The organism is Citreimonas salinaria, from assembly GCF_900107235.1.
Classification (GTDB): domain Bacteria; phylum Pseudomonadota; class Alphaproteobacteria; order Rhodobacterales; family Rhodobacteraceae; genus Citreimonas; species Citreimonas salinaria.
On record NZ_FNPF01000001.1, the window covers coordinates 19,357 to 42,366 of the forward strand.

17 protein-coding genes are annotated in these 23,010 nt (G+C 68.2%); 9 read left to right on the forward strand and 8 right to left on the reverse strand.

Annotated features, from left to right (window positions below):
* Positions 1 to 139 precede the first annotated feature (139 nt).
* From BLW27_RS00105 to BLW27_RS00120, 4 genes are all read left to right on the forward strand, one after another.
* Positions 140 to 1,996 (forward strand): sensor histidine kinase, encoded by a 1,857-nt coding sequence (locus BLW27_RS00105; protein WP_089877396.1) that lies wholly within the window; start codon positions 140 to 142, stop codon positions 1,994 to 1,996.
* Positions 1,993 to 3,336, forward strand: coding sequence for a sigma-54-dependent transcriptional regulator (locus BLW27_RS00110; RefSeq protein ID WP_089877399.1), 1,344 nt, complete (start codon positions 1,993 to 1,995; stop codon positions 3,334 to 3,336). Before BLW27_RS00105 ends, BLW27_RS00110 begins: the two co-directional genes overlap by 4 nt.
* Before the next feature lie 392 nt (positions 3,337 to 3,728).
* The gene (locus tag BLW27_RS00115) at positions 3,729 to 4,724 is read left to right on the forward strand and encodes a TAXI family TRAP transporter solute-binding subunit (protein WP_089877403.1); all 996 of its coding nucleotides are present in this window, start codon (positions 3,729 to 3,731) and stop codon (positions 4,722 to 4,724) included.
* A gap of 160 nt (positions 4,725 to 4,884) precedes the next feature.
* The gene (locus BLW27_RS00120) at positions 4,885 to 7,206 is read left to right on the forward strand and encodes a TRAP transporter permease (RefSeq protein WP_089877406.1); all 2,322 of its coding nucleotides are present in this window, start codon (positions 4,885 to 4,887) and stop codon (positions 7,204 to 7,206) included.
* On the opposite strand, the gene BLW27_RS00125 is transcribed toward BLW27_RS00120, so the two are convergent.
* The gene (locus BLW27_RS00125; protein WP_089877410.1) at positions 7,203 to 8,081 is read right to left on the reverse strand and encodes a glucosamine kinase nucleotide-binding domain-containing protein; all 879 of its coding nucleotides are present in this window, start codon (positions 8,079 to 8,081) and stop codon (positions 7,203 to 7,205) included. The genes BLW27_RS00120 and BLW27_RS00125 overlap by 4 nt on opposite strands.
* A 60-nt stretch (positions 8,082 to 8,141) precedes the next feature.
* Here BLW27_RS00125 and radC point away from each other — a divergent pair, with 60 nt between their 5' ends.
* A complete protein-coding gene (radC, locus tag BLW27_RS00130; protein WP_089877413.1) occupies positions 8,142 to 8,912 on the forward strand; it encodes a RadC family protein in 771 nt (256 codons plus the stop codon).
* Between the two features lie 114 nt (positions 8,913 to 9,026).
* Here the strand turns inward: radC and BLW27_RS00135 are convergent, their stop codons facing one another.
* The 3 genes from BLW27_RS00135 to secA form a co-directional block, all read right to left on the reverse strand.
* The gene (locus tag BLW27_RS00135) at positions 9,027 to 10,601 is read right to left on the reverse strand and encodes a phosphate ABC transporter substrate-binding/OmpA family protein (protein WP_089877415.1); all 1,575 of its coding nucleotides are present in this window, start codon (positions 10,599 to 10,601) and stop codon (positions 9,027 to 9,029) included.
* Positions 10,602 to 10,620: 19 nt separating this feature from the next.
* Positions 10,621 to 11,586, reverse strand: a complete 966-nt coding sequence (locus BLW27_RS00140; protein WP_089877418.1) for a hypothetical protein — start codon at positions 11,584 to 11,586, stop codon at positions 10,621 to 10,623.
* Between the two features lie 169 nt (positions 11,587 to 11,755).
* Positions 11,756 to 14,542 carry a preprotein translocase subunit SecA gene (gene secA, locus BLW27_RS00145; RefSeq protein ID WP_089877420.1) on the reverse strand — a complete coding sequence of 929 codons (2,787 nt, stop codon included), beginning with the start codon at positions 14,540 to 14,542 and terminating at the stop codon, positions 11,756 to 11,758.
* Positions 14,543 to 14,744: 202 nt separating this feature from the next.
* Here secA and BLW27_RS00150 point away from each other — a divergent pair, with 202 nt between their 5' ends.
* The 4 genes from BLW27_RS00150 (at position 14,745) to BLW27_RS21860 (ending at position 17,475) form a co-directional block, all read left to right on the forward strand.
* A complete protein-coding gene (locus tag BLW27_RS00150; RefSeq protein WP_089877423.1) occupies positions 14,745 to 15,596 on the forward strand; it encodes a foldase protein PrsA in 852 nt (283 codons plus the stop codon).
* Position 15,597: 1 nt separating this feature from the next.
* Entirely contained in the window at positions 15,598 to 16,824 is a 1,227-nt protein-coding gene (gene argJ, locus BLW27_RS00155) for a bifunctional glutamate N-acetyltransferase/amino-acid acetyltransferase ArgJ (RefSeq protein ID WP_089877426.1), read from the forward strand.
* Between the two features lie 3 nt (positions 16,825 to 16,827).
* Positions 16,828 to 17,226, forward strand: a complete 399-nt coding sequence (locus BLW27_RS00160) for a (deoxy)nucleoside triphosphate pyrophosphohydrolase (protein ID WP_089877429.1) — start codon at positions 16,828 to 16,830, stop codon at positions 17,224 to 17,226.
* A gap of 126 nt (positions 17,227 to 17,352) precedes the next feature.
* Positions 17,353 to 17,475 carry a hypothetical protein gene (locus BLW27_RS21860; protein WP_089877432.1) on the forward strand — a complete coding sequence of 41 codons (123 nt, stop codon included), beginning with the start codon at positions 17,353 to 17,355 and terminating at the stop codon, positions 17,473 to 17,475.
* 99 nt (positions 17,476 to 17,574) lie between these two features.
* On the opposite strand, the gene infB is transcribed toward BLW27_RS21860, so the two are convergent.
* Genes infB through rimP form a run of 4 tightly spaced genes read right to left on the reverse strand, consistent with a single transcriptional unit; the run spans position 17,575 to position 22,903 of the window.
* Positions 17,575 to 20,061, reverse strand: a complete 2,487-nt coding sequence (gene infB / locus BLW27_RS00170) for a translation initiation factor IF-2 (RefSeq protein ID WP_089877435.1) — start codon at positions 20,059 to 20,061, stop codon at positions 17,575 to 17,577.
* Positions 20,062 to 20,065: 4 nt separating this feature from the next.
* Positions 20,066 to 20,701, reverse strand: coding sequence for an RNA-binding protein (locus BLW27_RS00175; protein WP_089878642.1), 636 nt, complete (start codon positions 20,699 to 20,701; stop codon positions 20,066 to 20,068).
* Between the two features lies 1 nt (position 20,702).
* Complete coding sequence (gene nusA, locus BLW27_RS00180) at positions 20,703 to 22,331, reverse strand: transcription termination factor NusA (RefSeq protein ID WP_089877438.1); 1,629 nt, start codon at positions 22,329 to 22,331, stop codon at positions 20,703 to 20,705.
* Between the two features lie 5 nt (positions 22,332 to 22,336).
* Entirely contained in the window at positions 22,337 to 22,903 is a 567-nt protein-coding gene (gene rimP, locus BLW27_RS00185) for a ribosome maturation factor RimP (RefSeq protein ID WP_089877441.1), read from the reverse strand.
* Between the last annotated feature and the right edge of the window lie 107 nt (positions 22,904 to 23,010).

The window sequence follows — 23,010 nt, forward strand, 5'->3', positions numbered from 1 at the left end:
TTTAAAACAGTCTTAAGCGCGGCGCCGACGATGCCGGAAGGTGTGCGGTATTTTAGGCAAACCCTTAAGCTTCCGTCAGGCCTGCGGGCGCCCGCGCCGGGACTGGTCTTCGCACAAGGCGCGCCGCATACTTCGTGCCATGCGCGCACCGACCTCCAGATCGCTTTTCCGCAAACCCCTGCCGGGTCTGATCCTTGCGGCGATGCTCGGCACCGGGGCGCTCGTGGCGTGGCCCGCGCTGGAACGGCATTTCCTGATCCGCGCGGCCATGCGCGACGAGGCGACCCTGCGCCTGGTGACCGAGGTCCTGCGCGGCGCGCTCAGCCGGACCGAGGCGCTGCCCGCGCTGATCGCCGAGCGTCCGATCCTCGCCCGGGTCCTGCGCGCGCCCGACGCCACCGGCCTCATCCCCTTCGCCAACGAGCAGCTGCGCCTGACCGCGCTGTCGCTGGACGTGTCCGACATCTACCTGATGGACCGGCAGGGCGACACGCTCGCCGCCTCCAGCTACCGCGCCGAGCGCAGCTTCATCGGGCAGAACTTTGCCTACCGCCCGTATTTCACCGACGCGATCGGCACCGGCGTCGGGCGCTTTCACGCGCTCGGCACCACGTCGGGCGAGCGGGGCTACTATTTCGCCGCGCCGGTGCTCGACGGGACCGAGATCCTCGGCGCCGTGGCGGTCAAGATCACGCTGGACCAGTTCGAGGACGCCTGGGCGCAGAGCGACAGCACGGTCGCGGTCTACGACACCAGCAACGTGGTCTTCCTGTCGGACCGCGCCGACTGGCGCTTCCGCAGCATCGGGCCGGTCAGCGAACTGGCGATCGAGCGTATCGCGCAGACGCGGCAATACCCCCTCGATGCCGTATCGGCGTTGCCGCTGCGCCGCGTCCCGCTGGCGGACGGGCTGACCCGCGCGACGCTGGACGGCGACGGGGGGCGCGAAAGCTTCGTCCTGCAAGAGGGGTTGATCGCCGCCGCAGGCTGGCGCGTGGCCGTGCTCACGCCCGCCGGCCCCGCGACGGCGCAGGCGGCGGCGGCGCTGGCCCTCGCCGGTCTGATCGTGCTGCTGGGCGCGCTGGTGGCGGCGTTCTTCGGCCAGCGCCGCGCGCGCCTTCTGGAACGGCTCGAGGCGCAGCGCAGCCAGCACGCCCTGCTGGAAAGCCGCGTGCGCGACCGGACCCGCGATCTCGACGATGCCAACCGCCGCCTGCGCGCCGAGGTCGAGGAACGCCGCGCCGCCGAGGCACGCCTGCGCCGCACCCAGGCCGAGCTGGTCCAGGCCGGCAAGCTGGCGGCGCTGGGGCAGATGTCGGCCGCGCTGAGCCACGAGTTCAACCAGCCGCTGGGGGCGGTGAAATCCTACGCCGAGAACGCCCTGACCTTCCTCGACCGCGGCCGCATGGCCGAGGCGCGCGACAACGTCGGCCGCATCTCGCGCATGGCCGACCGGATGGCGACGATCTCGCAGCACCTGCGCAACTTCGCCCGGCGCCCCAAGGACCACGTCGGCCCCGTTCCCCTGCGCGCTGTGGTCGAGGACGCGGTCGAGATCATGCAGGCCCGCTTGGCCCGCAGCGGCGTCACCCTGCGCGGCCCCGACTGGCCCGACGCGCCGGTCTGGGCGATGGGCGGCCGCGTGCGCCTGCAGCAGGTGCTGGTCAACCTGCTGGCCAACGCGCTCGACGCGATGGCAGACGACCCGGCCCCGGCAATCAACCTTGTGCTGGAGGCCACGGAGGACACGCTGGCGCTGCGGGTGCGCGACCACGGGCCCGGGCTGGGCGACGGCGACCTGCCGCAGGTCTTCGACCCCTTCTTCACCACCAAGGACCCCGGCCGCGGGCTGGGCCTGGGGCTGTCGATCTCGTACAACATCGTGCGCGATTTCGGCGGCACGCTTACGGCGGCCAACGCCGAGGGCGGCGGCGCCGTCTTCACCGTCACGCTGCGCCGCGCCGCGCCGCAAGCCCAGGAGACAGCCGCGGAATGACAGACGAGTCCGTCCTGTTCGTCGATGACGAGGAAGACCTGCGCCTGTCGGCCGAGCAAAGCCTGATGCTCGCCGACCTGCCCGTGCGCCTGTTCGCGCGGGCCGAGGACGCGCTGGCCCATGTGGGACGCGACCGGGCATCCGTGCTGGTCACCGACATCCGCATGCCGGGCATGGACGGGCTGGCGCTGATGGCCCGCACGCTCGAGATCGACCCCGCACTGCCGGTGATCCTTGTCACCGGCCACGGCGACATCGAGCTTGCCGTCCGCTCGATGCGCGACGGCGCCTACGACTTCCTCGAAAAACCCTACGACCCGGCGCGGCTGGTCGAATCGGTGCGCCGCGCGCTCGACAAGCGGCGGCTGGTGCTGGAGAACCGTGCCCTGCGCCGGCAGGTCGGCCGCCGCGACGCGATCGAGGCGCGTCTGACCGGCCGCAGCGCCGTCATCGTGGCCCTGCGCCAGCAGCTGCGCGCCGCGGCCCAGACCGATGCCGACGTGCTGATCGTGGGCGAGACCGGCACCGGCAAGGAGGTCGCCGCGCGCGCCATGCACAAGGCCAGCCCGCGCAGCGAGGGCCCCTTCGTGCATGTCAACTGCGCTGCCCTGCCCGCCGACCTGATCGAATCGGAACTGTTCGGCCACGAATCCGGCGCCTTCCCCGGCGCCACCCGCACCCGCTACGGCAAGTTCGAACATGCCCGCACCGGCACCGTCTTTCTCGACGAGATCGACTCCCTGCCGATGCCGCTTCAGGCCAAGCTGCTGAACGCGATCCAGAACCGCGTGGTGACGCGGCTGGGCTCGAACGAGACGGTTGCGCTCGACATCCGCTTCATCGCCGCCTCGAAGGGCGATCTCGAACGCGCCGCGGCCGAGGGGCACTTCCGCGCCGACCTGCTCTACCGCCTCAACGTCATCACCCTGCGGATGCCGCCCCTTGCCGCGCGGGCCGAGGACATCCCCAAGCTGTTCCTCGAACTGGTGCACGAGGCCGCCGCCCGCTACCGCCTGCCCGCGCCCGAGGTGCCCGGCGCGGTGCTGTCCTCGGTCGCCGCCCGCGCCTGGCCCGGCAACGTGCGCGAGTTGCGCAATGCGGCCGAACGCTTCGCGCTGGGGCTCGACCTGGACCTCGGCGGCGCCGACACCCCCGATGCCGCGCACACGCTGGCCGACCGCGTCGCGGCCCACGAACGAGCGCTGATCGCGGCCGAGCTTGCCGCCCAGGGCGGCAGCATCAAGGCGACCTACGAATCCCTCGGCCTGTCGCGCAAGGCGCTCTACGACAAGATGCAGCGCCACCGGCTGGACCGCAGCCAGTTCACCGAGGACGGCTGACCCCGCCCCACGGCGGGCGCCCTGCGCGGCCCGCTTCCGCCGCAACCTGCCGCGGCGCAGCCCCTCGATCCTGGTGAGAATGTCCTCGGCCGGGTGCGGGGGCCGACAGCCCTCGCCTGCGCCGCGCCGCGGGCGATGTATCGAAAGCCACACATCGGGCCGCGCGCATGGGTCCCTTTCCACTCATTTCCCAAGACGGCTGCGGGTTTAGCGCAACCACGCAGCAATCGCACCTTGCCCTGCGCATTTTTCGGTCCAAACAGGAACGGGCGCGACACGCGCTCCGGAGGCAGGACGCCCTGCACCCGGGATCCGCCGCAGCAGGCGCACCCGATGCCGCACGACAGGCATCGGCCGCGCCCGCGACACGGCGCGACAAAAGGGAGAAGAGAATGACGTTCAAGACACTCACCGCCATCGCGGCGGGCACCGCGCTCACCGCCGGTGCGGCCCTCGCCGAACAGCACCAGATGGACCGCAGCGACTGGCCCGAAAGCTTCACCGTCGGCACCGCGTCGCAGGGCGGCACGTATTTCGCCTACGGCTCGGGCTGGGCGAACCTCGTCGCCGAGGAGCTCGGCCTGTCGGGCGGCGCCGAAGTCACCGGCGGCCCGATGCAGAACATGGCGCTGGTCCACACCGGCGAGGCGCAGTTCGGCATGACCACGATGGGCCCGGCGGCCGAATCGCTGGAAGGCACCAACCCGATCGCGCCCGGCCTGCAGATGACCAACGCCTGCGCCATCTTCCCGATGTACCAGACCCCGTTCAGCGTCACCACGCTGGCCTCGTCGGGCATCGAATCGGTGTCGGACATTCCCGACGGCGCGCGCATCGGCTTCGGCCCCGCCGGCTCGACCTCGGACACCTACTTTCCGCGCATGATGGAAGAACTCGGCGTGAACTTCGAGCGCCGCAACGGCGGCTGGGACGACCTGGGCGGCCAGCTCCAGGACGGCCTGCTCGACGTGATCGCCTTCGCGGCCGGCGTGCCGGTTCCGGCGGTCAGCCAGCTCGAGGTGCAGACCGACATCAACATCATCGAGTTCACCGAGGAAGAGCAGCAGCAGATCATCGACGCCTTCCCGGTCTCGGAATTCTCGATCGAGGCCGACACCTACTCGACCCTCGAGGAGGACGCGCGCTCGGTGGCGATGTGGAACTTCGCGATCGCCAATTGCGACCTGCCCGCCTCCTTCGTGAACGCCGTCGTCGACACCGTGATGTCCGACAACGAGCGGATGGTCGGCATCCACTCGGCAGCAAGCGAGACGCTTCCCGAGAACTGGGACAAGAACAAGGTCATGAAGTGGCACCCGGGCGCCGCGCAGTGGTTCGAGGAGAACGCCGGCGCGGACATCCCCGACGACATGATCCACGGCGGCTGATCGCCCCCGTCTGACGGAAACTGCGTGCCGCCCGGACCCGCTCCGGGCGGCACGTCTGCAAGTGAGGGGCGCGGCCGAAAGACGGCCGGCCGAACGGGCTATGCGACGGGCGGTGCCGTCTGTAGCCTTGACGAACACGTCTTTCAGGGGGGACGACCACATGACCGCAGATCGCGACGGGACCAGCACCCGGCCGGACGACACCGGCGACGCGCAGACCCGCGAAACGGACGGCGACGGCGTCCTGGTGGTCGAGGGCGTCGACGAGGATCCCATCGAGAATTACCGCCGGCTGTTCGTCGGCTGGCGCTTCACGCTGATCGCCTGGATGTCGGCGATCTACGCCTTCTTCCACATCGCGGCGCTGAACGGCCTGTCGGTCACCCGCTTCACCGGCTTCGACCTGCCCTTCCTGCCACAGCTCCCGATGGAGACATGGGACTTCCGCACCGTGCACATCGCCGGCGCGCTGGTCATCGGCTTCCTGCTGTTCGCCGCGCGCGCCTACGACGACGACGGCAAGCCCGCCCGCGACCGCACAATCGTGCGGCTGGCCGCCTTCGCGCTGCTGATCCCGGCGCTGGTGTCGCTCTACACCGCCATCACCTTCATCCTGCAGATCGAGTCCGGCGAGCTGCCGCAGATGGGTGGGCTGACCACCTGGTCCGCCTTCCCCGGCACCCCCCTCTACGAGACCGAAACCTGGTGGTTCGGCTTCCCGCTTCTGGTGGCGACCATGGGCGGCATCGTGCTCGGCTGGTTCGAGGACCGGCCCCGCGACCGCTTCGCCGCGTCCGACATCCTGATGGGCGTCTGCGCGGTGACCGTCGCGGCCTACATCATCCCGGTCTACGGCACCGCGGCGCGCAACTCAGTCGGCACGCCGTTCGTACCCATCGGCGTGGCCTTCGCGGCGACCGCCGGCTCGGCGCTGATCCTCGAGCTCACGCGGCGCGTCACCGGCCTGGCGCTCGTCGTCATCACCGGCGTCTTCCTGGTCTACACCTTCACCGCGCACATGCTGCCGGGCATCCTGGCGGTGCAGACCCCCTACACGTGGAAACGCTTCTTCGGCTTCCTCTACACCGACGCGGGCATCCTCGGACCCACCACGGCGGTCAGCTCGACCTACATCATCCTGTTCATCATCTTCGCGGCCTTCCTGCAGGCCTCCAAGGTGGGCGACTACTTCGTGAACTTCGCCTTCGCCGCCGCCGGGCGCGCTCGCGGCGGCCCGGCCAAGGTGGCGATCTTCGCCAGCGGCCTCATGGGCATGATCAACGGCACCAGCGCCGGCAACGTGGTGGCCACCGGCTCGCTTACGATCCCGCTGATGAAGAAGGTGGGCTACCACAAGAAAACCGCCGGCGCGGTCGAGGCCGCCGCCAGCACGGGCGGCCAGATCATGCCGCCGATCATGGGCGCCGGCGCCTTCATCATGGCCGAGATCACAGGCATCCCCTACACCGAGATCGCCATCGCGGCGATCATCCCCGCGGTCCTCTACTTCGTGTCGGTCTACTTCATGGTCGATTTCGAGGCCGCCAAGCTGGGCATGCGCGGCATGCGCGAGGACGAGCTGCCGAAGTTCCGCGACATGATCCGCCGGGTTTTCCTGTTCCTGCCCATCGTCATCCTGATCGCGGCGCTGTTCATGGGCTACTCGGTCATCCGGGCGGGCACGCTGGCGACGGCGGCGGCCGCGGTGGTCAGCTGGCTGACACCCTACCGCATGGGCGCGCGCTCGATCGTCAAGGCGTTCGAGCTGGCCGGCATCATGTCGATCCAGATCATCGCGGTCTGCGCCTGCGCGGGCATCATCGTGGGCGTGATCTCCCTCACCGGCGTCGGCGCGCGCTTCTCGTCGCTGCTGCTCGACATCGCCTCGACCTCGCAGCTGCTGGCGCTGTTCTTCGCCATGTGCATCTCGATCCTGCTGGGCATGGGCATGCCGACCACGGCCGCCTACGCGGTCGCCGCGTCGGTCGTGGCGCCGGGCCTCGTGCAGCTGGGCATCCCGCAGCTGACCGCGCACTTCTTCGTGTTCTACTTCGCGGTGCTCTCGGCCATCACGCCACCCGTGGCGCTGGCCAGCTACGCCGCCGCCGGCATCTCGGGCGCCAACGCGATGGAGACCTCGGTCGCCTCGTTCAAGATCGGCATTGCCGCCTTCATCGTGCCGTTCATGTTCTTCTACAACGGCGCGCTGCTGATGGACGGCACCTGGTTCGAGATCATCCGCGCCGGCCTGACCGCCACGGTGGGCGTGTTCCTGCTGTCCGCGGGCATCCAGGGCTGGTTCATGGGCGGCCGGGTCGCGTGGTTCATCCGCGTGGGCCTGATCGTCGCGGCGCTGTTCATGATCGAAGGCGGGCTCTTCACCGACCTCATCGGCGTGGGCGCGGCGGTCGTGCTGTTCTTCGTGCAGAAGCTGCTGAACCCGTCGCCCGACGCAGGGATCCCGGTGCGCGGCGCCGACTAACCCTGCCGGCGGGGCGCAGCACCGCGCCCCGCCAGCTCCAGCGCGCCCTCCAGCGCGCCGGCGCGCGCCTCGACCAGCGCGATCGCCATGTCCGCCGGCAGATAGGGCGCATAGGCCGCTCCGACGCCGCCGGTCAGGCACAGCGTGTCCCCCGCGCGATGGCCCAGCCGGCGCAGCGTCATCATGACATGCGCCGCGCCCCGTTTCAGAAGATCGCGCGCCACCGCGTCGCCGTGCGCCGCCGCCTCGGTCACCAGCGGCGCCAGCGCGGCAAGCTCGGCGGGCGGCACCCGCGCAGCGAAGCGCACGATCTTGCGCGGGCTGCCGTCGAAGCGCAGCAGCAACCCGGCGGTCAGCGGGCTTTCCTCGCCCAGCCCGTCGACCACCGCCAGCGTCGCCGCCAGCGCCCGCCGCGCCAGCCAGGCGCCCGACGCGTCGTCGCCCAGCGCCGGACCCCAGCCGCCGGCCAGCCGGATCTGCCCGTCACGCTGCCGCGCGAAGAACGCCCCCGTTCCCAGCCCCGCGACAAAGCCGTCCTCGCGCCCCAGCGCGCCGCGCACCGCGGCCGGCCGGTCGTCGGCCACCGCGGCACCAGGCAGCCCCAGCGCCGCGCGCAACCGATCCGCATCGTGCGAATCCACCACGCCGGACAGTCCCAGATGGGCCGGCACGCGGGCCAGCGCGCCCGGCTCCAGGCCGGCCAGCGTCGCCAGTTGCTGCAACCCGGCGCGCAGCGTCGCGACCGCGCCGTCGAAATCGCCGGAGACGTCGACGCCCCCCAGAACCACGCTGTGCCGCTCGACCGGCGTCTGCAGCGCGAACCGGCAGCGCGTGCCGCCTCCATCCACGCCGAGACGCCATCCGTCGATGTTCATGCCACTCTCTCCCGCCCGGAGTTAACCGGACACTAACCAATTCTGCCCGAGGGTCACGCCATGACCAGAGGTCCGCACTTCTCGGATGGCCAGGCCCGGCTGTTCGACGCCGACGAGGCCACGCCGGTGCCCGTCCCCGATGCAGGGCGCGCGGCCCTGCCGTCCTATATCCGCGATCACCGCGCGCGCCTGCGCGAACGCTTCCTTGTCGGCGGGCCGGACGCCCTGCCCGATTACGAGATGCTCGAACTGGTGCTGTTCCGCGCCATTCCGCGCCGCGACGTGAAGCCGCTGGCGCGCACGCTTCTGGACCGTTTCGGCGATTTCAACGGCGTGTTGTCGGCGCCCGCCGCCCGGTTGCGCGACGTGGCCGGCGTGGGCGACGCCGTGGTGTGCGAGCTGAAGATCGTCGAGGCCGCCGCCCACCGGCTGGCCCAGTCGAAGGTGCTGCGCAAGCAGGTGGTCAGCTCGTGGGACGCGCTGCTGGAATATTGCCAGGCCACCATGTCCCACGGCGAGATCGAGCAGTTCCGCGTGCTCTTCCTCGACCGCAAGAACGTCCTCATCGCGGACGAGGCGCAGGCCCGCGGCACCGTCGACCACGTCCCCGTCTACCCGCGCGAGGTGGTCAAGCGCGCGCTTGAGTTGAACGCCTCGGCGCTGATCCTGGTGCACAACCACCCGTCGGGCGACCCCACGCCCAGCCAGGCCGACATCGACATGACCGAGCAGATCCAGATCGCGGCGCAGGCGCTGGGGATCACGCTGCACGATCACCTCGTCATCGGCCGCTCAACCGAGCTCAGTTTCCGCGCCCAAGGGCTTCTGTAGCCGCGCCACGGCGCCGCCGGACGGGGGGCCAAAGGTTGACGATTGGTGAATCCGTCTCTGCAAGCCATTGATGTTGCTGGGGCGCCTTGATGTCCCATCGTGGGACACGCCTTTTCAGCGCACCCAGACCTCGACCCGCCGGTTGATCTGCCGGCCCCAGGCGCTGTCGTCGCAGGCCAGCGGCAACGCCTCTCCGAAGGCCTCCGTGTCGATCTCGACCCGGCCCAGATCCGCCGTCTCGGCCGCCTCCAGAACGGCCGCCCGCACCGCCTCGGCCCGCTTCCTCGCGATCTCCAGGTTCACCGGCGCCGCGCCCCGACCGTCCGAGAACCCCACGAAGGCCAGGCCCTGCCCGTCATGCTCGCCCGCCTCCAGCGCGTCCGCCAGGGCCCGCACGTTGGCCCGCGACTGGGCGTCCAGCCGGGCCGAGCCCGGCTCGAACCGGAACGACGTGGTCAGCCGCCGCCACCCGCTCAACCGGTCTGCCAGCCGCCGCAGTTCGGCCAGGTCCGCCGGCGTGCGGGCGGCCAGGATTGCGTTGGCCAGCCGGTCGCCCTGCAGATCCACCGGCACCTCCTCGGCGGCCCGATCGACGAACCCCGCCCGCCGGATCACCACCTGCGCCGCCTCGCTGCGCGCGTAGGCCAGGAAGTCGCGTCCCAGCGCCGGCAGCCGCCGCGCCGGCAGGTACAGGAACATCGGCGTCGTCAGCGGGTAGTCCTCGGTCTTGATGGTCCGCCGCGCGGCCCGCAGCTGGAACCCGCAAGAGCCCGTCAGCACCAGCGGCTTGGCGTCGTCCGTGGTCGAAAAGCTGGCGAAACCGATGCCGAACGGATCCCGCTCGACCGCCCGCGCCAGCGCCGCGTTGTCCGCGTGCCGGATCACCTCCTCGCGCAGCGTCGCCCGCGCCGGCTCCAGCAGCCGCCTGGCCACCCCGTGGGCAAGCCCCGAGCCCACCTCCCGCAGATGCACCGCGATCGCCACGTCCGGCCCGCCCAGTTCGGACCAGTTGGTGATGTCTCCCGAAAGGATGCGCGCCAGGTCGCGCATCGACACCGCGTCGACCGGGTTGCGCGACGCCACCACCGGCACGATCGCGTCCAGCGCCAGCACGACCGACCGGTTGGGCTGCGTCAGGTCGCCCAGGCCCGCCTCGCGCGCCAGCGCGACCTCGGCCGCGGTGATCTCACGCAAGGCCATGGCAATGTCCGCCTCGTCCGCCAGCAGGTCGGCAAAGCCCTCGTCCGTGGTGGTCGCCCGCACGGTGAAGCGGCCGACGATGCCCGATTGCGCCGACGCGGCGCCCTTTGGCCGGGACAGGACGTAGACTACGTCGCCGCCGGCGGTCTCGCGTTCCGCGATCAGGCCCTCGCTCAGCGCGAAGCCCTCGATCAGCGCCGGGACCAGCACCGAGCCAACCGTTTTCGATCCCGCAATTTCAAGCTCGGCCACGTAGTTCGTCAGGGACGGGCAGCCGACGCCTTCGCACACCACACCGCTGCCATCCACCGTCAGCTCGCCGTACCGGGTCTGGACGCGGTAGTACTGCCCGTCGAACCCCAGCAGCGTGCCTGCCACCTCGATCGCGCCGTCACGGGATCGCAGCGCGACATCCTGCGCCCGAGCGGCCAGCGCCGTGACGGAAAGAAAAAGTGCGGCGCAGAACGCCGCACATCGGTTGATTCTCAACTGGCCGCCCGATCGTCGTCTATCGAGACGCGATAGTCAGGTCTTGGACGAGGTTTTTCAACACCAGAAAATACCCCGCACGGTCGCAATCGGGGATCGGCATTTCCAGGTCCTGCACCCGCAACCGGCCGCCTTCGTGCTGCTGGAATGTCTGGGCCACGATGGTCCTGTTGCAGTTCTGCTCCGTCACCTCGACCTCGACGGACAGGTCGACATCGCCCGCACGCGCGGCAGTGCCGGTGGGGAAGGTATAGACCTCGGCCATCAGCGCATCGGAGCTGTCCTCGAGCCCGAGCCGCACTAGAAAACCGCCCTCGCCCCGTGCGGTCGCGCCGAGATCCCCGGACGCCGCCGCCCAGACGTGGCCCGGCTGGAAATAGTCTGACCCGTATTCGCGCGCGTGCAGTTGGAGGCCCGCCGCGCCGCGCCACTGCACCGCTACGCGGTCGTAGAAGATCAGCGACGATATCTCGGCGCTCGCCGAGGCACCCGCCCCGTCGGCGAATTCCGCCATCACGGTCGCGGCCTCCGAGAGGGCGGGGATCATCACCGCAAGCGTGCCGTCGGCCTGAACCAGTTCGGTCACCATCAGGCCCTGGTGGTGCAGGGTGACGCGCTCGCCCGCGTGGCAGGGGGCGGAAAGCATCACGCTGATCATCGCGCCCGCAGCCGGCTCCGCCTGCATCGAAAGATCGCAGGAGCCGGCCGGGTTCGGCGCAACCTGCGACAGCCGGGATCGCTCGGGATCACCGCCGGTCGCCTGGAGTGCCACGCGCATGTGAGACAGGCGGGCGGCCAACGGCGAATCTTCGGGCAGTCCGGGCGTGCCGCGCCGGGCCGAAGTCATCTCGACATCCTCCAGCTCGAAGGAAGCGTCGACGCGGGCAAGCTGGGCGGCGCGCTCTTGCGCTTGCATCGCGTAACCGATGGCGATGGCACTGAGGAACGTCGCGCAGGCGAGGATGTATGTCTTGAGCCGAGCCACGGTTGCACTCTCCTGTCCTTTGGCCCGTTAAGGATTGGTGACCGAAGATGGCATGTATTGGGCAGCGCCGCGAAACAAACGAGACGGGTAGACGGGTTTTTCACGTCCATTGCCCGGCACGCAGTGCAGTGCCGCCCGATACGCGGAATTCCGAGCGGCGGTCAGGAGATCAGGCCAGACGGCCGTGGCAATGCTTGAACTTCTTGCCCGACCCGCAGGGGCAGGATTCGTTGCGCGCCGGGTTGCCCCAGGTCGCGGGATCGTTCTCGTCGAAGCCCTCCCGCGGGGCCGAGGCCGGCGCTTCGGCCAGCGCCGTGTCGCCGCCGGCCCGCGCGGTGGCGGCCGGAGCGGCACCAGCGGGCGCGGCGCCGGTGCCCGGCGACGGATCGGGAGCCTGCGCCGCCTGCCCCGCCTCGGCCTGCCGGCGCAACTGGTCCTGCTGCGACTGCAACTGGGCCAGCATCGCGCGCTGTTCTTCCTGCGTGATGGGCCGGACCTGCGACAGTTTCTTGGTCACTTCCTCGCGCAGGCTGTCGAGAAGCGTCTCGAACAACTGGAAGGCCTCGGTCTTGTATTCGTTCAGCGGGTCGCGCTGCGCATAGCCGCGGAAGCCCACGACCGAGCGCAGGTGTTCCAGCGTCACGAGGTGCTCGCGCCACTTGCCGTCGATCGTCTGCAACAGCACCTGCTTTTCGACCTGGCGCATGGTCTCGGGGCCGAAAGCCTCGGCCTTCTCGGCCATCATCTTGTCGGATGCTTCCTCGAGCCGCTCGCGGATCACGTCCTGGTCGACGCCGTCCTCTTCGGCCCAGCCGATCAGCGGCAAATCCATGCCCAGCTGTTCCAGCACGGCAGCGTACAGCCCCTGCATGTCCCATTGCTCCGCATAGGCCTTCTGCGGCGCGTAGGTGTCGACGAGGTCGTCGATCACCTGGTGGCGCATGTCCTGCACGATCTCGCCCAGGTCCTCGGCCTCCATAATCTCGCGCCGCTGGCTGAAGATCACCTTGCGCTGGTCGTTCATCACGTCGTCGAACTTGAGCAGCTGCTTGCGGATGTCGAAGTTGCGCCCCTCGACCTTCGCCTGCGCGCGCTCGAGCGACTTGTTGACCCACGGGTGGACGATCGCCTCGCCCTCTTTCATGCCGAGGGTGCTGAGCACCTTGTCGAGCCTGTCCGACCCGAAGATGCGCATCAGGTCATCCTCGAGCGACAGGAAGAACTCGGACCGCCCCGGGTCGCCCTGACGACCCGAGCGGCCGCGCAGCTGGTTGTCGATGCGGCGCGATTCGTGGCGCTCGGTCGCCAGCACGAACAGGCCGCCGGCTTCCTTCACGGCCTTCTCGTCGGCCTCGTGCTGCGCCTCGATCTCGCGGCGGATGTCCTCGGGGTCGCGGTCAGGGTTGGCGGCGATGGACTCGAGCACCTGGAAGTCCACGTTGCCGCCCAGCTTGATGTCGGTGCCGCGGCCGGCCATGTTCGTCGCGATGGTGATCGCGCCCAGCTTTCCGGCATCGGCGACGATCTGCGCCTCCTGTTCGTGCTGCCGGGCGTTCAGGACGTTGTGCGGCAGGTTCGCCTCGGTCAGCAGGCGGCTCAGCGCCTCGGACTTGTCGATCGAGGTTGTGCCGACAAGCACGGGCTGGCCCTTTTCATGGGCGATGCGGATCTGCTCGACGATGGCGTCGTACTTCTCGCGGCCCGTGCGATAGACCTTGTCGTCCTCGTCCTGGCGCGCGATAGGCCGGTTGGTCGGCACCTCGACCACGCCAAGGCCGTAGATCTGCATGAACTCCTCGGCCTCGGTGCTGGCCGTGCCGGTCATGCCCGACAGCTTTTCGTACAGCCGGAAGTAGTTCTGGAATGTCACCGAGGCGAGCGTCACGTTCTCGGGCTGGATCTTGCAGCCTTCCTTGGCCTCGATCGCCTGGTGCAAGCCGTCCGACAGGCGGCGGCCGGGCATCATGCGGCCGGTGAACTCGTCGATCAGCACGACCTCGCCGTCGCGGACGATGTAATCCTTGTCGCGCTTGAACATCTTGTGCGCGCGCAGCGCCTGGTTGACGTGGTGCACGACCGTGGTGCTTTCGGGATCGTAGAGCGTCTGGTCCTCGGGCAGCAGCCCGCGGGCGTGAAGCTGGTCCTCGAGGAACTCGTTGCCCTCGTCGGTGAAGGTCACATTGCGCTGTTTCTCGTCCAGCGTGTAGTGCTCGTCGGTCAGCAGAGGGGCGAGCTCGTCGATCTTCTGGTACAGGTCCGAGCGATCCTCGGACGGGCCCGAGATGATCAGCGGCGTGCGAGCCTCGTCGATCAGGATGCTGTCCACCTCGTCCACGATGGCGAAGTAGTGATCCTTCTGGTTCATCTGGCTCAACTCGGACTTCATGTTGTCGCGCAGATAGTCAAAGCCCAGTTCGTTGTTGGTGGCGTAGGTGATGTCGGCGGCGTAGGCCTCGGCCTTCTCGGACTCGGGCTGGCGGGGATAGACCACGCCGGTCTTCATCCCCAGCGCGGCATAGACCTTGCCCATCCAATCCGCGTCGCGCTTGGCGAGATAGTCGTTCACCGTGACGATATGGACCCCGCGGCCGGTCAGCGCGTTGAGATAGGCGGGGAAGGTCGCGACCAGCGTCTTGCCCTCGCCGGTCTTCATCTCGGAGATATTGCCCTGATGCATGAAAATGCCGCCCATCAACTGCACGTCGAAGGCCCGCAGGCCAAGCGCGCGTTTGGCGGCTTCGCGGCAATTGGCGAAGGCTTCGGGCAGCAGGTCATCCAGGGTTTCGCCCTTGGCGAGGCGCGCCTTGAGGTCCTCGGTCCGCGCGATCAGCCCGGCATCATCAAGGGCCTCGAACTCGGGCTCCAGCGCGCTGATCTTCTCGACCAGCGGGCGGGTCGCCTTGACCTTGCGGTCGTTAGGCGTGCCAAACACCTTGCGCGCGATATTTCCAAGCATGATCGGCCTGTCCTGTCTGACGTCCTCACGTGCGGCATCTGCTTGCCCGCCTCGCACATGAGCCATATGACGGAGGAAAACGTCGGCCTCGCAGAGCCACCTCGGCGATGTAAGGGGCGGGCCCAAAAGTGTCAACGCCGCCATGGGCGCGGCACCCGATCCGCCAACCGAACACGATCGAACCATTGAAGGAACGCAACCGATGTCGAAGATGACTCTCCGCCTTGCCACTGCCGTGCTGGCCGTTTCGCTGGCCGCCCCCGGCTTCGCGCAGGACGAACCCACCGCCGACACCGTCGTCGCCACCGTCAACGGGCAGGATGTGACGCTCGGCCAGATGATCATGATCCGCGCCTCGCTTCCCGAGGAGTACCAGCAGCTTCCGCCGGACGTTCTCTGGCAGGGGATCCTCGACCAGATCGTGCAGCAGGAAGTGCTGGCGCAGAGCGACACGGCGACCGAGACACGCCGCGTGCGCACCGCCTTGGAGAACGAGCGCCGCTCGCTGCTCGCGTCGGAGGTGATCGGCCAGATCGCCGAGGACGCGGTGTCGGACGAGGCCGTGCGCGCGGCCTACGAAGAGCGGTTTGCCGAGGCCGCGCAGGGCACGGAATACAACGCGTCGCACATCTTGGTCGAGACCGAGGAAGAGGCGCAGGCCATCGCCGAAGAGGTTCGCGCCGGCGCGGATTTCGCCACCGTCGCGCGCGAAAACTCCACCGGCCCGTCCGGGCCGAACGGCGGCTCGCTGGGCTGGTTCGGACCCGGCATGATGGTCGAGCCGTTCCAAAACGCGGTCGAAGCGCTGGAGCCGGGCGAGATCTCGGACCCGGTCGAGACGCAATTCGGCTGGCACGTCATCAAGCTGAACGAGACCCGGGCCGCCGAGGCGCCCGAGCTTGAAGAAGTGCGCGCCCAGATCGAAAGCGAGCTGCAGCAGCAGGCGGTTCAGGAATTCATCGACGCCCGCGTCGAAGAGGCCGAGATCACCCGCACCGCGCCGGGCGAGATCAACACGTCGACGCTCAACGACCTCGAATTGCTGCAGGACTGACATGGCGAAACCGGCCCCCCGTTCCCCGCTCGCCCCGGCGGCGTTTCCCGACCTGCCGGTCATCGACGGCGCGCGCTTCGCCGCCGTCGAGGCCGGCGTGCGCTACAAGGGGCGCCGCGACGTGATGCTGGCGCTGCTCGACCCTGGCAGCGTGGTCGCGGGTGTCTTCACCCGTTCGGCCACGCGATCGGCGCCGGTGCTGGATTGCCAGGACAAGATCGGCGGTGAAGGCGACGAGGGCGCAGCCATCATCGTCAATTCGGGGAACTCCAACGCGTTCACCGGCAGGAACGGCCGCGATGCCACCGCCGCCGTCACCGGCGCGGTCGCAACGGCCACGGGCCTGCCCGAGACGCGGGTGTTCTCCTCCTCGACCGGGGTCATCGGAGAGCCGCTGCCGCACGACCGGATCACGGCGAAGATCGACGACCTCGTGGCCGCGCTCTTACCCGATAGCCTGCCCGACGCCGCCCACGCGATCATGACCACCGACACCTTTCCGAAGGGCGCCTCGGCCACGATCGAGACATCGGACGGCCCGGTGAAGATAGCGGGCATCGCCAAGGGGTCGGGCATGATCGCGCCGGACATGGCGACGATGCTGGTCTATATCTTCACCGACGCGAAGATCGCCCGCGGCGACCTGCAATCGCTGGTCTCTTCGATCAACGACCGCACGTTCAACTGCATCACCGTGGACAGCGACACGTCGACCTCGGACACGCTGTTGATCGGCGCGACCGGCCAGTCGGGTGTGGACGTCACCGGCTCGACCGCCTTCGCCGAGGCGCTGGAAGGCGTGATGCTGGACCTTGCCCACCAGGTCGTGCGCGACGGCGAAGGCGCGACCAAGTTCGTCACGATTAGCGTCACGGGTGCCGCATCCGACGGCGATGCGCGGCAGCACGCAATGGCGATCGCGAATTCGCCACTGGTCAAGACCGCCATCGCCGGCGAAGACCCGAACTGGGGCCGCATCGTCATGGCCGTGGGCAAGTCCGGCGCCGCGGCGGACCGGGACACGCTCTCGATTCGCTTCGGCGACACACTGGTGGCGGAGAACGGCTGGGTCTCTCCCGACTACCGCGAAGAGGACGGTGCTGCGCACATGAAGCGCCCCGAGATCGGCATCGCCGTCGATATCGGCCTCGGCGACGGGCAGGCCACAGTATGGACCTGCGACCTGACGCACGGATACATCTCGATCAATGCCGACTACCGGTCCTGAGGCGTGAAGGTCGTTCTGGTTTCGGCCGTCGCGTTGATCGACCGCGACGGCCGAGTTCTCCTGGCGCAGCGCCCCGAGGGCAAGTCGATGGCGGGCCTGTGGGAATTTCCCGGCGGCAAGGTCGAATCTGGCGAAACGCCCGAGGCCGCGCTGATCCGCGAGTTGCACGAGGAATTGGGCATCGGCACCTGGGCGTCCTGCCTGGCGCCGCTTACCTTCGCGTCGCATTCCTATGACAGCTTCCACCTGCTGATGCCGCTCTATGCCTGCCGCAAGTGGGAGGGCGTCCCTCAGCCACACGAGGGGCAGAAGCTGGCTTGGGCGCGGCCCAACGCGTTGCGCAACTTCCCCATGCCACCGGCCGACCTTCCCCTGATCCCGATCCTGCGGGATTGGATCTGACGACGGATCGTGGCGGATTGTCCACGAATCGCAGCTTATTTGGGCGCTAATATGGGGCGCTAACCTTTTCTTAACGCACTTTGTGAATATACTGTGTCGTGTGTGGAGCGAATTAGGGGAAATACGATGCTCAAGACGATCATGATCGGACGGGCGATTTCGGTTCAGGGTTTTCTCGAGAGAACCCTTCCTGACGGACGCCTTATCGTCCGGGTCGGCCAGCGGCTCTTCACCGGTCAGCCGGTCTGACGACGCCGCAACAGCGAACCGTACAGAATGAAAGCGCCTCCTGCATTCAGGAGGCGCTTTTCGTTTTCGCCCGACAAGGTGCCGCTTTTCCGCGGGGGGTCAGTCGAGCCTGCGCTCGACCTCCTCCCGCTCGAAGATCTCGATGACATCGCCTTCGCGGATGTCATCGTAGTTCTCGAACGCCATGCCGCATTCCTGGCCGGACTGAACCTCGGACACTTCATCCTTGAAGCGCTTCAGCGTCTTCAGCGTGCCTTCGTGGATCACCACGTCGTCGCGTAGCAGGCGCACGCCTGCCGAACGCCGCGCCACACCTTCGGTCACCAGACAGCCGGCGACCTTGCCTACGCCCGTCACCTTGAAGACTTCGCGGATCTCGGCATAGCCGATGAACTTCTCGCGCACCTCTGCCGACAGCAGGCCGGAGGCCGCCGCCTTCACGTCGTCCACGAGGTCGTAGATGACCGAGTAGTAGCGAATCTCTACGCCCTTCTGGTTGGCCGAGTTCCGCGCCGGCGCGTTGGCACGCACGTTGAAGCCGATCACAGGACAGCCCGACGCTTCGGCTAGGCCGACGTCGGTCTCGGTGATCGCGCCCACGCCGTGGTGGATTACCCGCACGCGCACCTCGTCGTTTCCGATCTTCTCCATCGCCTGAACGATCGCCTCGGCCGAACCCTGCACGTCCGCCTTGACGACGATCGGCAGTTCCTTGACGTTCTCGTCTTCCTTGGCCTTCAGAAGCAGCTGGTCGAGCGTTGTGCCCGCACCGGCGGCTGCGCGCTTTTCCTTGGCCAGATTGGCGCGGTATTCGGCGATTTCGCGCGCCTGCGCTTCGGTCGCGACGACGTTAAGGACGTCACCCGCCTCGGGTGTGCCGTTCAGGCCCAGAACTTCAACGGGAACGGACGGGCCGGCCTCGTTGACGCGGTCGCCCTGGTCGTTGATCAGCGCGCGCACCTTGCCGTACTGCTCGCCCACAACGAAGATGTCGCCACGCCGCAACGTGCCGTTCTGCACCAGAACGGTCGCGACCGGGCCGCGGCCAACGTCAAGCTGCGCCTCGATCACGGCACCTTCGGCGGCGCGGTCGGGGTTCGCCTTCAGTTCCAGGATCTCGGCCTGCAGCGCGATCGCCTCCAGCAGTTCCTCGAGCCCTTGGCCGGTCGTGGCCGACACCTCGACGTCCTGCACGTCACCCGACATCTCCTCGACGACCACCTCGTGCTGAAGCAGGTCGGTCCGCACCTTGGTGGGGTTGGCCGACGGCTTGTCAATCTTGTTGATCGCCACGATCATCGGGACCTTCGCCGCTTTGGCGTGATTGATCGCCTCGATCGTCTGCGGCATCACCGCATCGTCGGCGGCAACCACCAGCACGACGATATCCGTGACCTGCGCCCCGCGCGACCGCATCGACGTGAACGCCGCGTGGCCGGGCGTATCGAGGAACGACAGGGTCGTCCCGTCCTTCGCCTTCACCTGGTAGGCGCCGATATGCTGCGTGATGCCGCCGGCCTCGCCCGCGGTGACCTTGGTCTTCCGGATTGCGTCCAGAAGCGACGTCTTGCCGTGGTCGACGTGACCCATGATCGTGATGACCGGCGGACGCGGCTTGAGGTCCTCGGGCTTGTCCTCGACCTCCTTGATCACGTCCTCGACGTCGGCGGCCGAAACACGGACGACGCGGTGACCGAACTCCTCGATGATCAGTTCGGCGGTGTCGGCATCGATCGACTGGTTCTGAGTGACCATCATGCCGTTCTGCATCAGCGCCTTGACGACGTCGCCCACGCGTTCCGCCATGCGATTGGCAAGCTCGGAGACCATGATCGCCTCAGGCAGCTGCACGTCGCGCACGACCTTCTCGCGCGGCTGGTTGCCGCCCATCGCCTTCTGGCGCTGGCGTTCCTGCTTGCGCTTCATGGCGGCCATGGACTTCTGCCGTCCACCTTCGCCCGAAAGCGCCTGGTTCAGCGTCAGCTTGCCCGAGCGGCGGTTGCCGCTGTCTTCCTTGGCCTTGCCTGCGCCGCGACGATCGTCACGATCCCGGTCCGGCGCAGCCTTGCGCGGAGCCTCTTTCATTTTGCCGCGTGCGGGACCTTCCTGCGGAGCGGCGGCAGGCGCGTCGGCCTTGCGTGCATCGGCAGCGGCCTGCTCGGCCGCGCGGGCCTCTTCCTCGGCCTTTTGCCGAAGACGTTCCTCGGCCTCGCGCTGCTCGCGCTCCTTCTGTTCCTTTTCGGCGCGCATGCGCTCGCGTTCTTCGGCACGGGCCTTTTCCTCGGCCTCGCGCCGCGCGGCGTCCTCGTGCTCACGCGCCTTTGCCGCCTGCAACGCCTTGAGACGGCGCTCCATCTCGGCGTCGGAGATGCCTGCCGGCCGCTTGGTGCCGGCGCCACCCGTCGATCCGGTATAGCCAGGCTTCGCGCCGCCCGGTGCTGCACCCGGCTTGGGCACGACGACGCGCTTGCGCTTGGTTTCCACCACGACGTTCTTGGTGCGCCCGTGGCTGAAGCTCTGCTTCACGTTGCCCGAGCGGGCACCACCGCGCAAACCCAATGTCTTCTTCCCGTCGTTATCGCTCAAGTCTTCATCCTTTCCGACGGTCGCTACCGCCGCGATCCGCATCGGAACGCCCGACACGTACACCTTTCAGCCGTTGCGCGTCCTCTACAACACGACGCGCCAAACCGCCAGCGCCAAGCGCGGCGTGTATTACAGATTGTCGCCCGAACGCCAACCCAAGCTCTTCCGCGGTGAGCCAGCCTATGTAGTCGCCGCCATAAGGCGTGCTGAGCTTCGACTTGCCACGGGTCGACCCGTCCTCGGCCTGGATCAGGACGCGGGCTTCTTCCTTCTGAAGCCAGTCCTTCACCTTCTCGTAACCGGTCACCGCACCACCCGCCTTGCGGGCGAGGCTGATCAGGTCGACGACCCGGCGCACAAGCAACCGCTCGACAAGATCGGGCAGCTCGTCGGGCGCCTTCGCGGGGCGCTTGAGCGCACGCGCGAACAATCCCTTGCTGGCCGCCCGCTCCAGCGCGGCGCGGTCAGGGACGATATATATGCCCCTGCCCGGCAATTTTCCAGCCACGTCCGGCACAATCCCGCCATCGGGCGCCTCGACGAAGCGTACGAGCGCGGATTGCGGCGCCACCGTTCCGGTGGCGATGCACTTGCGTTCGGGTTCGCCCGAGCGATTCTTGTCCTTGCCGCCGCGTGTCAGGTCAGGCCTCCGTTTCCTCGGTCTCGGCCGCATCCTCGTCGGCCTCGCCCTCGTCCTCGTCTTCCTCGAGCTCGGTCGGATCGACCCAGCCCAGCAGGACGCGTGCCGTCATCACCATGGTCTGCGCCTCGTCGAGGCTGACCTCGAAGGGCTCCAGCAGGCCCTCATCCTTGTGGCGCTGACCGTCGACCGTCGTCCAGCCGCCGGCCAGCTCCCAGTCGGCGCAGGTGGCGAAGTCCTCGAGCGTCTTGATGCCGTCCTTGGCGAGCGCCTCGACCATCTGCGGGGTCAGGCCCTCGAACTCGATCAGGCTGTCCTCGGCGCCCATTTCGCGGGCCCGGGCCAGCGCCTCGCGGGCCTGCGCCTCGAGCACGTCGGTCGCGCGGGCCTGCAATTCATTGGCGGTGTCCTCGTCGACGCCGTCGATCACCAGAAGCTCGTCCTGGTCGACATAGGCCACTTCCTCGAGCGTGGTGAAGCCTTCGGAGACCAGCAGCTGGGCGAAGAACTCGTCCAGGTCCAGCGTGTCCATGAACAGCTTGGTACGCTCTTCGAATTCCTTCTGGCGGCGCTGGCTTTCCTCTTCCTCGGTCATGATGTCGATGTCGAGGCCGGTCAACTGCGACGCCAGGCGCACGTTCTGGCCGCGCCGGCCGATCGCGAGCGAAAGCTGCTCGTCGGGGACCACGACCTCGATCCGCTCGGCGTCCTCGTCCAGGACCACCTTGCTGACCTCCGCGGGCTGCAACGCGTTGACCAGGAATGTCGGCATGTCCTCGTTCCACGGGATGATGTCGATCTTCTCACCCTGTAGCTCGTTCACCACGGCCTGCACGCGGCTGCCACGCATGCCGACGCAGGCGCCGACCGGGTCGATCGAGCCGTCGTAGGAGATGACGCCGATCTTGGCGCGGCTGCCGGGGTCGCGGGCCACGGCCTTGATCTCGATGATGCCGTCGTAGATCTCGGGCACTTCCATCTTGAACAGCTCGGCCATGAATTCGGGCGCGGTGCGCGACAGGAAGATCTGCGGGCCGCGGGCCTCGCGGCGCACGTCCTTGACGTAGCAGCGGATGCGGTCGCCGGGGCGATAGGCTTCGCGGCCGATCTTCTCGTTGCGGCGCAGGATCGCTTCGCCGGCGCCCACGTCGACGATGACGTTGCCGTATTCCTCGCGCTTGACGACGCCGTTGATGATGGTGCCGGCGCGGTCCTTGAATTCCTCGTACTGACGATCGCGCTCGGCCTCGCGGACCTTCTGCAGGATCACCTGCTTCGCCGACTGCGCCGCGATCCGGCCCAGTTCGACCGGCGGGACTTCCTCGACATAGGTGTCGCCGACCTTGGGATCGGCCATGTACTGCCTGGCCTGCTCTACGGTCAGTTCGGCCTGGTAGTTTTCCAGCTCGTCGTCCTCGACCACGGTGCGAACGCGGGTGAACTTCGCGCGCCCGGTCTTGCGGTCGATCGCCACGCGGATATCCATTTCCGAGCCGTAGCGGGACTTGGCCGCCCGGGCGAGGGATTCCTCCATCGCCTCGACCACCAGCACGGGGTCGATCATCTTCTCGCGCGCCACCGCCTCGGCGGTCTGCAACAGTTCAAGCTGGTTGGCAGAGGTGATTGCCATGTCCGTCACTCCTCCTGGGGGCCGTCGGCCTGGATCTCGTCATATGTTCCGTCTTCGACCGCGGCGGTCTTGCGCGCGCGCAGCATCTCGCGCACCAGCTCGTCGGTCATCACCAGCTTGGCGTCAGCCAGCCAGTCGAATTGCAGGCCGATGGTGCCCTCGTCGAGATTGACCAGCACCTCGCCGTCCTCGATCCCGGCAAGAATGCCCCGAAACCGCTTGCGGCCGTCGATCATCTCGTGGGTTTCCAGCTTGGCGTCGAACCCCTCGTAGGTATCGAAATCCTTCAGCCGCGTCAGCGGGCGGTCGATGCCGGGGCTGGACACCTCAAGCGTGTAGGCGTCGACCAGCGGGTCCTCGACGTCCAGCACGGCGGACACGGCGGTCGAGATCTCGGCGCAATCGTCCACCTCGATCGTGCCGTCGGGGCGTTCGGCCATGATCTGCAGCGTCGGGGTCTGGCCGCCCATCAGCCGCAGGCGCACCAATTCGAATCCCATGTCCTCGATCACGGGAGTCACGATCTCGGCCAGGCGCTTGTCCATGGTGGTCTTGGCGATCAGGTCGGTCATCGGGGTTCGCCTTTCGTGAAAGCAGGCGGCGGAAACAAAAAAGCGGGCCACGCGGCCCGCCGATCATGATCCGGTGGGCGCCGGGTTTGGACCCGCGGCGCGCCGCT

Bases quoted from the DNA above. Each gene is read 5' to 3' on its own strand.
- nusA (WP_089877438.1), bottom strand. From the start codon at position 22,331: ATGGCAATCACCTCTGCCAACCAGCTTGAACTGTTGCAGACCGCCGAG.
- rimP (WP_089877441.1), bottom strand. From the start codon at position 22,903: ATGACCGACCTGATCGCCAAGACCACCATGGACAAGCGCCTGGCCGAG.
- BLW27_RS21860 (WP_089877432.1), top strand. From the start codon at position 17,353: ATGCTCAAGACGATCATGATCGGACGGGCGATTTCGGTTCAGGGTTTT.
- BLW27_RS00110 (WP_089877399.1), top strand. From the start codon at position 1,993: ATGACAGACGAGTCCGTCCTGTTCGTCGATGACGAGGAAGACCTGCGC.
- BLW27_RS00105 (WP_089877396.1), top strand. From the start codon at position 140: ATGCGCGCACCGACCTCCAGATCGCTTTTCCGCAAACCCCTGCCGGGT.
- secA (WP_089877420.1), bottom strand. From the start codon at position 14,542: ATGCTTGGAAATATCGCGCGCAAGGTGTTTGGCACGCCTAACGACCGC.
- BLW27_RS00115 (WP_089877403.1), top strand. From the start codon at position 3,729: ATGACGTTCAAGACACTCACCGCCATCGCGGCGGGCACCGCGCTCACC.
- BLW27_RS00150 (WP_089877423.1), top strand. From the start codon at position 14,745: ATGTCGAAGATGACTCTCCGCCTTGCCACTGCCGTGCTGGCCGTTTCG.
- radC (WP_089877413.1), top strand. From the start codon at position 8,142: ATGACCAGAGGTCCGCACTTCTCGGATGGCCAGGCCCGGCTGTTCGAC.
- BLW27_RS00125 (WP_089877410.1), bottom strand. From the start codon at position 8,081: ATGAACATCGACGGATGGCGTCTCGGCGTGGATGGAGGCGGCACGCGC.
- argJ (WP_089877426.1), top strand. From the start codon at position 15,598: ATGGCGAAACCGGCCCCCCGTTCCCCGCTCGCCCCGGCGGCGTTTCCC.
- BLW27_RS00120 (WP_089877406.1), top strand. From the start codon at position 4,885: ATGACCGCAGATCGCGACGGGACCAGCACCCGGCCGGACGACACCGGC.